The organism is Caulobacter sp. S45 (genome assembly GCF_009765965.1).
Taxonomy (GTDB): domain Bacteria; phylum Pseudomonadota; class Alphaproteobacteria; order Caulobacterales; family Caulobacteraceae; genus CAHJWH01.
The window spans coordinates 1-4,702 of sequence record NZ_LMUL01000016.1 but is presented as its reverse complement, the minus strand read 5'-3'; the positions used below and the strand labels follow the sequence as shown (position 1 = coordinate 4,702).

General features: G+C 64.8%; 4 protein-coding genes. All 4 read left to right on the top strand.

Annotated features, from left to right (window positions below):
* A partial coding sequence (locus GSQ87_RS22575; RefSeq protein ID WP_216839495.1) for a hypothetical protein occupies positions 1–220 on the top strand: 220 nt, incomplete at its 5' end.
* A 459-nt stretch (positions 221–679) separates the two neighbouring features.
* Positions 680–1,165, top strand: coding sequence for an Hsp20 family protein (locus GSQ87_RS19770; RefSeq protein ID WP_158917969.1), 486 nt, complete (start codon positions 680–682; stop codon positions 1,163–1,165).
* A gap of 74 nt (positions 1,166–1,239) precedes the next feature.
* A complete protein-coding gene (locus GSQ87_RS19765) occupies positions 1,240–1,911 on the top strand; it encodes a hypothetical protein (RefSeq protein WP_158917967.1) in 672 nt (223 codons plus the stop codon).
* 786 nt (positions 1,912–2,697) lie between these two features.
* Positions 2,698–4,581, top strand: a complete 1,884-nt coding sequence (locus tag GSQ87_RS19760; RefSeq protein WP_158917965.1) for an AsmA family protein — start codon at positions 2,698–2,700, stop codon at positions 4,579–4,581.
* Positions 4,582–4,702 lie beyond the last annotated feature (121 nt).

Genomic DNA, 4,702 nt, shown 5'->3' with positions numbered 1-4,702 from the left:
GAACTTGGCGTCGTTGATCGCATCGGCCGCACGATTGCTCGGGTTCGGCAAGGCTGCTGGTGGGCGCGCCGCAGACGGCGGAGAAGCGGCCGTCGAAGGGGCGGGCGTGGGAGCGGCAGTCTTCGCGCGGGACGTCGTCCCACCATCACTCGACGATGACCCAGGAGAGCAGGCGGCTAAGCCCACTATAAGCAAGAGAGCCGGCGATTCCTTGGCCTGACGGTGCACTGCAAACTCCTATCGTCCAATAACTTAGCTCCTAGCGCCACCTCCGGTTCCAGCGGAGGTGGCGCGGGGCACCCCCGCGCCGGCGCATGGTTTGGGTTCCGAGGGGCGAGCAAGCAAAGCCGGGCGGTTGGCGCCGAACCAGCTTGGCCTCAAAGCCGCTGCGGTCCGGCGTAGCGTCGAACGCGATACGGATCGATCGCGTCGAAATACCGGCCGAGCCGCCTGTGCCCGCGGATAGGGGCTGGATTCTGGCCCGTCGAAGCGCCCCTCGGCCGCCCCGTTTCGGAGGCTCGTAAACAGCAAAAAATCTGATTTTCGCCCTCTTGACGCGGTTTTTCAGTTTCCTAATTTTTTTGGGCGTCAGGCGCCGAAAGGGCCCGACGCATTCAGGAGGCGCCGGCGCTTCCCGGCGTCTCTTGGATCCAACTTGCTCTTGCTGAGGAGATGGAACATGAGAACCACCTTTGATTTTTCCCCGCTTTATCGGTCGATGATTGGCGTCGACCGGATGGCGACCCTCATCGAAGCGGCGATGAGGAGCGAGGGTGACGGGAACTATCCGCCCTGCGACATCGAAAAGCTTGGTGACGACGCCTACCGGATCTCCCTGGCCGTGGCCGGGTTCAAGCCGGCGGACATCGAAGTCACCGCTCAGCCCAACCTCTTGGTCGTCAGCGGCCAGAAGGGCCAGGGCGAAGAGAACCGCCTCTATCTGCACCATGGCATCGCCAGCCGCAGCTTTGAGCGGCGATTTGAGCTCGCCGACTACGTTGTGGTGAAATCGGCCGACTACGCCGACGGTGTGCTCGCCATCGACTTGGTGCGCGAGGTCCCCGAGGCGCTGAAGGCGCGACGTATCGAGATCGCCAACGGCGGCTCGGGTTCGTCCCAGCTCGAACGCCTCGAAGACCATCCGTCCGATCGTCAGGCTGCCTGAACGACGCGCCGTCCCCCTGCCGGAGCCGCCGGCTCCGGCGGCTCTTCCTGCACGTTTTGAGAGGAGGAATAGCTATGAACGTGCCCCATCTCGCCCTCCGGAGCCGTCGCTCCAACCGCAACCGCCGCACCCTCAAAACATCTTTGGGCCCCAAGGTGCTGGCGTCGATCCTCGCCCTCGGCGTCGGCGCCCAAGCGGGCCTCGCCAGCGCCGACCCGGCGACCGGCGCCCCCAATGGCACTGCGACTCCCAGCGCCTACGCCTCGGCGCCTCAAGCCGCCGGAGCGACAACGGCTCAACAAGGCCAAGGCTACGACCGCGCCTATGCCGACCAATACGCGCGATGGGCGGCGCGCTACTGTGTCGACAAACGCGGCGACACCGCCACCGGCGCGGCGATCGGCGGCGTCCTGGGCGCGGTGCTCGGCTCGGGGCTGGCGGGTCGGGGCGCCCATCTCGGCGGCGCGCTCGCCGGCGGCGCGCTGGGCGCGACGGCGGGGGCCGTGGTCGGCGCCAATGCGGCTCAGGGTCCAGCCTGTCCCTCTGGCTATGCGCTCACGGCTGGCGCCCCGGCCTTCTATTATGCGGCTGGCCCGGTCTATCCGCCGCCCGTGGTCTACGGTCCGGGTTGGCGCCGCCCCTGGATTTGGACCGCCGGCGGCTGGGCTTATCCGCCCTATCCCTACGGGTACTGGGCGCGCGGACCCTACTGGGGACCCTGGGCTCATCCATATCGTCGCTGGTGATGTGCAACTGCGGCGGACGGCCTCGGCCGTCCGCCAACTTGCGACGGCCAGCTGAAAATCCTGCTGGTCTTCCGGGCGCTTTCGAACACGCCGGCGCCCATGGCCACCTAGCACCTAGATTTCCCACCGAACGATGCCGCACGGCCCAGTGGCTGGACCACCACGGATCTTCCCAAAAACTAGGCCGTCACGCCACGTCGTCGGCGTTTGATCCGCTCGCGCACGATACTCAAGAATTCCGCGGCGCTTAAAGGCACCCTGCCAATCGGCACGTGCCCCACAACGGCAGCCCACCCTTTCGGCCGTTTTCAAAACGCGAGGCTAGTGAGGCGCTGGCGGTAGCTCCGCGCCCATTGCCGACATCCAACTTCTGCCGGATTGCGGGCGCTTGAATCGGCCCGCGGCCGGCGCTTAGGCCGGCTTCAATGGCGGCTGTCGAGGGCAGTTCGGACGAGATCACCCTTCCCGGCTTTGAACGTTGCCGGAACGGCGGCGGAAACCTTGGGAAGCCTCTCATCGCCTAATTGAGCGCGGGATTGGATCCCGCGATCAGCGGAACAATAAACGCTTCCGATGGCTTAATTTTATGCTCTCCGGATTAAATCCGGGAGGTGGCGAAAACGTTCGTCCCATTGCTCGACCTCGGCACGTGCTTGTCAACATCGTGTGCTGACCATTTCGGCAGCTCTCATCCGCGACCTAAAATGAAACGGGGCTGTCTATTCAATGATACCCCTAAGAAAAATCTGCACTGCGACAGGAGTGGTCGCGGCTGTGGCCGCAATAGTGACGCTGGCCAGCCTGCCGATCATGATCACATCTTTGAACCATGGCCTGTTCGATCAGGTGATCCAACGCGCCGTGAGCAAGAAGCTCGGCCGCACCGTTCATTTCTCTCACCTCGAATTAGACTTTTCAGGTCCTCATCCGAACCTGAGCGTTTCCGATCTCGTGATCGGCAGCCCGCCAGCGATCAGTTCGGCCGATCTTCTGCGAACACCGCGGCTTCGGGCCCGGCTGCAAATCCTTCCTCTTTTCGAGGGCCAGCTCAGACCTGCGGACTTGATGCTTCAAGCCCCCATCCTTCATCTCGTGCGTCTTTCGCATAACCGGAACAACTACCTGATCGGCGCTGGCGGTCCGGGCCGATTTCTTTCCCAGACCCACAAACTGTCGATCGCTAGCGGCTTCGCGCAATTCGACGATCCGGAACGTCAGGTCGTGCTGAAGGTGCGCTTTTCCCACAGCGGCGATCCGACCGCCGCCTATCCCTTCCGGGTAAGCGGCGACGGCGTAGACAAGGGCTCCCCCCTCGCACTCGTCGCCCAAGGCGCGGGGCTGAACCGGCGGCCTGCGGGGAAGCCGTATCCGCTGATCGCCCACCTGGTCGACGGGGCGACCATCGTGGAGCTCAACGGATCCAGTGTACGCCCGTTCGATTTCAGCAAGCTCGACGTTCAGGCGCACGTCTCCGGGCCCAACCTCGCCGACCTGAGCTACCTCTTCAACATACACACGCCCAATTCCACGCCCTATGACGTCAAGGCGCATGTCGAACGGGAGGGGCCCCGAATCCACGTCAGCCACATCCGGGCCAGGCTCGGGCGGAGCGACGTCGCTGGGGAAATCCTGTCTGACCACGTCTCGGGGCGTCGGAACATCCAGCTTAACCTGCAATTCGGAACCCTGTCTCTGGAGGACGCGCACGCCTTAATCGAGCCGAGGCCGTCGCATGCGATCAGCCGATCCCAGTCCGGAGCCGCGCCCAAGTCTCGACCCGGTCCTCTACTGCCCGACCGACCCTTCCGGTTGGACGGGTTGAAGGCGGCGGACATGGACATGCACCTTAAGGTCGGGATCCTGGCTGGGGCGGCGATCGCTGCGCGCGACGTCCAGGCCCGCGTCTGGGTCAAGGATGGCCGTATGACCGCCGGCCCCATTGCATTCAACTTGGACCGGGCAGGACGCGGGCGCGCCTGGCTTACGCTCGATACGGGTGCGGCCGCGGCGCGTGTGACGCTGGTGGGATCGGTGACCGGATTGCGGATCGAGTCCCTGAGCAAGGACATGGGCCAGAGCCTGACCGGTACGCTGGACGCCGCCGTGCGCGTCGAAGGGCGGGGCGCCTCGATGAAGGAGATGGCGGCCGCTGCTCGAGGGCGGTTAGCCGTGCAGTTGCACGACGGCGCCTTCACCCGGTCGAAGGCGGACGCTCTGGCCGGCGATCTGGTGCACGCGATCGGCCAATCGATCGGGGATCGCGACGCGAAGACCCCGCTGCAATGCGCTGTCGCTGATCTCGTCATTGGAAGAGGATCGGTTCGGCCAGACATGTTGACCGTAGTGACGGCGGCCGGCGTCTCTCGAGGCGAGGGATCGCTCTCCATTGGCCCCGAGCAGCTGGCGCTAGAATTCCACGGCCAGCCAGCGCAGCGTCGCATTCTGCAATTGAATGCACCTGTGAGGATCGTCGGCCCGATCATGCACCCCAAGGTCCAGGTGCTCACGGGTCAAGCCATCAAGCGCGCAGGTCCCAAGGGCCTGCTCGCCCTCGCTGTCAGTCCTATTGTGGGTCTGTTGCCGACGGCCGGACCGCCGACGCCCTCGCCGGACTGCCGCGCTCTGATCGCACAATCGCGGCGATTCATGGATCAGACGGCAATGAAATAGATCGGGGCTGGTTCGCGCCAAGCCGCTACGGCTCAGCGCCCTGTGTGGACGGCTCTCCGTTGGCAAGGGTTTCGTTGAGCTTCGTGCAGAGATGGTCGGTGCGGCCATGTGTACGGCCTGG

Bases quoted from the DNA above. Each gene is read 5' to 3' on its own strand.
- GSQ87_RS19770 (WP_158917969.1), top strand. From the start codon at position 680: ATGAGAACCACCTTTGATTTTTCCCCGCTTTATCGGTCGATGATTGGC.
- GSQ87_RS19765 (WP_158917967.1), top strand. From the start codon at position 1,240: ATGAACGTGCCCCATCTCGCCCTCCGGAGCCGTCGCTCCAACCGCAAC.